4 protein-coding genes and 1 pseudogene are annotated in these 4,443 nt (G+C 75.3%); all 5 read left to right on the top strand.

Annotated features, from left to right (window positions below):
- A pseudogene (locus KBX39_RS24355) lies at nt 1-847 on the top strand (primosome assembly protein PriA); the annotation flags it as partial.
- A gap of 226 nt (nt 848-1,073) precedes the next feature.
- Nucleotides 1,074-2,054, top strand: a complete 981-nt coding sequence (locus KBX39_RS24350) for an AAA family ATPase (RefSeq protein WP_113973136.1) — start codon at nt 1,074-1,076, stop codon at nt 2,052-2,054.
- Between the two features lie 94 nt (nt 2,055-2,148).
- Nucleotides 2,149-3,411: a cytochrome P450 gene (locus tag KBX39_RS24345; protein WP_210872682.1), complete on the top strand. Its 1,263-nt coding sequence runs from the start codon at nt 2,149-2,151 to the stop codon at nt 3,409-3,411.
- A gap of 42 nt (nt 3,412-3,453) precedes the next feature.
- A complete protein-coding gene (def, locus tag KBX39_RS24340) occupies nt 3,454-4,014 on the top strand; it encodes a peptide deformylase (protein ID WP_043324943.1) in 561 nt (186 codons plus the stop codon).
- A 5-nt stretch (nt 4,015-4,019) separates the two neighbouring features.
- On the top strand, nt 4,020-4,443 hold a 424-nt coding region (locus KBX39_RS24335), incomplete at its 3' end, for a methionyl-tRNA formyltransferase (protein ID WP_282102464.1).

The raw sequence follows: 4,443 nt of genomic DNA, 5'->3' as shown, positions 1-4,443 counted from the left end.
GGTGCAGGTGCCGCGCCGGGGTTACGTGCCGTCGGTTGCCTGCGCCGACTGCCGGACCCCGGCCCGCTGCCCGCACTGCGCCGGGCCGCTCGCGCTGCCCTCGGCGCAGGGCACGCCCGCCTGCCGCTGGTGCGGCCGGGTGGCCGCCGCGTACGCCTGCCCGGAGTGCGGTGGGCGGCGGCTGCGCGCCTCGGTCACCGGCGCCCGGCGCACGGCCGAGGAGCTGGGCCGGGCGTTCCCGGGAGTGCCGGTGCGGACCTCGGGGCGGGAGGAGGTGCTCGCCACGGTGCCGGGCGGGGCCGGGCTGGTGATCGCCACGCCGGGCGCCGAGCCGGTGGCCGACGGCGGCTACGGCGCGGTGCTGCTGCTCGACTCGTGGGCGCTGCTGACCCGGGCCGACCTGCGGGCCGGTGAGGAGGCGCTGCGGCGGTGGATGGCCGCCGCCGCGCTGGCCCGGCCCGGTACGGCCAGCGGGCGGGTGGTGGTGGTCGCGGACGGCGCGCTCGCGCCGGTGCAGGCGTTGCTGCGCTGGGACTCCGCCTGGTTCGCCGCCCGCGAGCTGGCCGAGCGGCGCGAGCTGGGCTTCCCCCCGGCGGTGCGGATGGCGAGCGTCACCGGCGTCGCCGAGGCGGTCAGTGACCTGCTGGACGGCGCCCGGCTGCCGGACGGCGCCGAGGTGCTCGGGCCGGTGCCGGCCGACGAGGGCCGGGAGCGGATGCTCGTGCGGGTGCCCCGGTCCCGGGCCGCCGCGCTGGCCGAGGCGCTGCACGCCGCCGCCGGCCAGCGCAGCGCCCGCAAGGCGGCCGATCCGGTACGCCTGCAGGTCGATCCGCTCGTGCTGTTCTGACCGGCCGCCGCCGCGTGACACTGCGCACGCGGCCCCTCGCGCACGGTCGTGAGCTGGGGTTTGCCGCACACCTGGTCCGGCAATTGGGTAGCGGGCGGTGATAGCATCGCCCGTCATGCCCAGCCGCGCGGTTTCCCCCGCGCGGGACGCGGCGCGGCGGGTGCCAGAGCACGTCGGGCCGACACTCGATGTCGTCAGTCAGCCGGTGAGCAGGGGTGGACCAGTCGTGACCGTTCGTCAGTCGATCGTCTTCAACGGTGACCTCGGCAGTGGCAAGAGCACCGTCTCGGTCGAGATCGCCAAGCGGCTGGGGCTGCGCCGGGTCAGCGTCGGCGACCTCTACCGCCAGATGGCCCAGGAGCGGCAGATGACCGCTCTGCAGCTCAACCTGCACGCCGAGCTGGACCAGGCGGTCGACGGCTACGTCGACCAGCTCCAGCGCGACATCGCCGCCTCCGGCGAGTCGCTGGTCATGGACTCCCGCCTGGCCTGGCACTTCTTCACCGACGCGCTCAAGGTGCACATGATCACCGAGCCGACCGAGGCGGCCCGGCGCGTGCTGGCCCGCCCGTCCGGCCCGGCCGAGAGCTACACCTCGCTGGAGGAGGCGCGGACCAAGCTGCGCGAGCGCAGCGAGAGCGAGCGGGGCCGGTTCATCGTCCGCTACGGCGTCGACAAGGCCCGCCTGCGCAACTACGACCTGATCTGCGACACCACCCGGGCCAACCCGGAGCAGGTCATCCAGCACGTCATCGACGTCTACGAGGGCCGCCTCGGCGCGGACGTGCTGCGCGCCGGTCAGCCGCTGCTGCTGCTCGACCCGACCCGGGTCTACCCCACCGAGGACGTGTCCGCGCTGCGGGGCCTGTGGGACGCCGACCTCGCCGCCGAGCTGGCCGAGAGCGGCGAGGAGCCGGAGCCGCTGAGCATCGGCTACACCGGCGAGTACTTCTTCGTCGTCGACGGGCACCGGCGGCTCAGCTCGGCGGTGCGCGCCGGCCTGCCGATGGTCCCCGCCCGGCTGGTCGCCGAGGTGGACGAGCCGGTGGTCGGCGGGATGAGCGCCGTCGACTTCTTCACCACGCAGGCCCGGCCGGGGCTGATCCACGACTGGGAGGACGCCCACGGCATCACGCTGCCGCTGCCCGAGCACGCGCTGCTCGACGGCGGCCCGGTGCTGGCCGGGGAGCCGGGCGCGGGCGCCTGACCGCGGTGGATACCGCCGTCTCGCCGTGACGGGTTGACCACCCTCGGGCGGCGCGGAGCATGATGGGGGTCTCCGACGCCTGGGGAGGCGGACCGTGGATCCTGCCGACGCGCTCGCGCTGCTGATGTCCCCCGAGGGTCGTGTCGACCCCTACCCGACGTACGAGCTGCTGCGCGCGCACGGCCCGGTGGTCCAGGCCGGCCCGGTCTTCTTCGTGGTCACCGGGTACGCCGAGGCCGACGCGATCCTGCGCGACGCCCGGTTCGGGGTGCTGGACGACGCGCTGCGCGACCAGTTCATGCCCGGCTGGCGGGAGAGCCCGGCGATTCTGTCGATCTCCCGGTCGATGCTGCGCACCAACCCGCCCGACCACAGCCGGATGCGGCGGCTGGCGGCGGGCGCGTTCACCCCGCGCCGGATCGCCGCCATGCACGACGTGGTGCGGGCGCAGGCCGACGAGCTGGTCGACGCGATGCTCGCCGCCGAGGGGCCGGTCGACTTCATGGCCGGGTTCGCGTACCCGCTGCCGGTCGGGGTGATCTGCGCGCTGCTCGGCGTGCCGGCGGCGGACCGGCCGTTGTTCCGGCGCTGGGCCACCGACCTGACCGGCGTGCTGGAACCGGAGATCACCGAAGAGGAGCTGGCGGTCGCCGACCGGGGCGCGAGCGAGTTGCGCGCCTACTTCACCGAGCTGGTGGCGGCGCGCCGTCGGGCGCCGGCCGACGACCTGACCAGCGCGCTGGTGCAGGCGCACGACGGCGGTGACCGGCTCTCCGGCGACGAGTTGCTGGCCAACCTGATCGTGCTGCTGGTGGCCGGCTTCGAGACCACCACCAACCTGCTCGGCAACGGCCTGGTGGCGCTGCTGGAGCACCCGCGCGCGGCGGCGACGCTGGCCGAGCACCCGGAGTTCGCCCCCGGGTACGTCGACGAGCTGCTGCGCTACGACTCGCCGGTGCAGCTCACGTCCCGGATGAGCACCGCGCCGGCCCGGTACGGCGACGTCGACCTGCCGCCGGAGAGCTGGGTGATCGTGATGCTCGGCGCGGCCAACCGTGATCCGCGCCGCTATCCGGAGCCGGCGCGCTTCGACCCGTGGCGTCCGCAGGTCCACCCGCTGTCCTTCGGCGCCGGGCCGCACTACTGCCTCGGCGCGGCGCTTGCCCGGCTGGAGGCGCAGGTGGCGTTCCCGCTGCTGCTGCGCCGGCTGCCCGGCCTCGCCGTGGCGGGCCGGCCCGAGCGGCGCGTCCGGCTCACGCTGCGTGGTCACGCCACGCTGCCGCTGCGCGTCGTCCGGGACGCGTCCCCGGTCACCGGTCCCGGAACGCCACCCGGGGCGTCCGCGCCGACTCCGTAGACTGGACGCGCATCGTTCGACCCAGACAAGGAGCCACGCCGAGTGACCGTCCAGCCCATCCGTCTGTTCGGCGATCCGGTGCTGCGCACGCCGGCCGACCCGGTCGTCGACTTCGACGCCGAGCTGCGCAAGCTGATCGCCGACCTGACCGACACGATGCGCGAGCAGAGCGGCGCCGGCCTCGCCGCGCCGCAGCTCGGGGTGGGCCTGCGGGTGTTCACCTTCGACGTCGACGACGTCCTCGGCCACCTGGTCAACCCGGTGCTGGAGTTCCCCGACGAAGAGGAGCAGGACGGCCCGGAGGGCTGCCTGTCCATCCCCGGGCTCTACTTCGACACCAAGCGCCGGCAGAACGTGATCGCCAAGGGCTTCAACGGCTACGGCGACCCGTTGCAGATCGTCGGCACCGGCCTGATGGCCCGCTGCGTGCAGCACGAGACCGACCACCTCGACGGCGTGCTCTTCGTCGACCGGCTCGACCCGGCCGGCCGCAAGGAGGCCATGAAGGCGATCCGGCAGGCCGAGTGGTACGACCAGGCCGCCCCGCCCACGGTCAAGCTCAGCCCGCACGCCGCCGGCAACCCGTTCGGCCTGGGGCGGTGACCCGGATGCGCCTGGTCTTCGCCGGCACGCCGGCCGTCGCCGTACCGGCCCTGGACGCGATCGCCGCCTCCGGGCACGAGCTGCTCGCCGTGGTCACCCGCCCCGACGCCCCGGCCGGGCGCGGCCGGGGGCTGGTCCGCTCGCCCGTCGGGGCGTGGGCCGACGCGCACGGCGTCGAGGTGCTCACCCCGGCCCGCCCGCGCGAGCCGGAGTTCCTCGACCGGCTGCGCGAGCTGGCGCCGGACTGCGTACCGGTGGTCGCCTACGGCGCGCTGGTGCCGCCGGTGGCGCTGGAGATCCCCCGGCACGGCTGGATCAACCTGCACTTCTCGCTGCTGCCCGCCTGGCGCGGCGCCGCGCCGGTGCAGCACGCCGTGCTGCACGGCGACGAGGTGTCCGGGGCCAGCGTCGGCGTGCTGGTGGAGGGGC

The organism is Micromonospora sp. D75 (genome assembly GCF_018070405.1).
Lineage (GTDB): Bacteria > Actinomycetota > Actinomycetes > Mycobacteriales > Micromonosporaceae > Micromonospora > Micromonospora chalcea.
The sequence above is the reverse complement of the archived record's forward strand: the minus strand, read 5'-3'. Positions and strand labels throughout refer to the sequence as shown.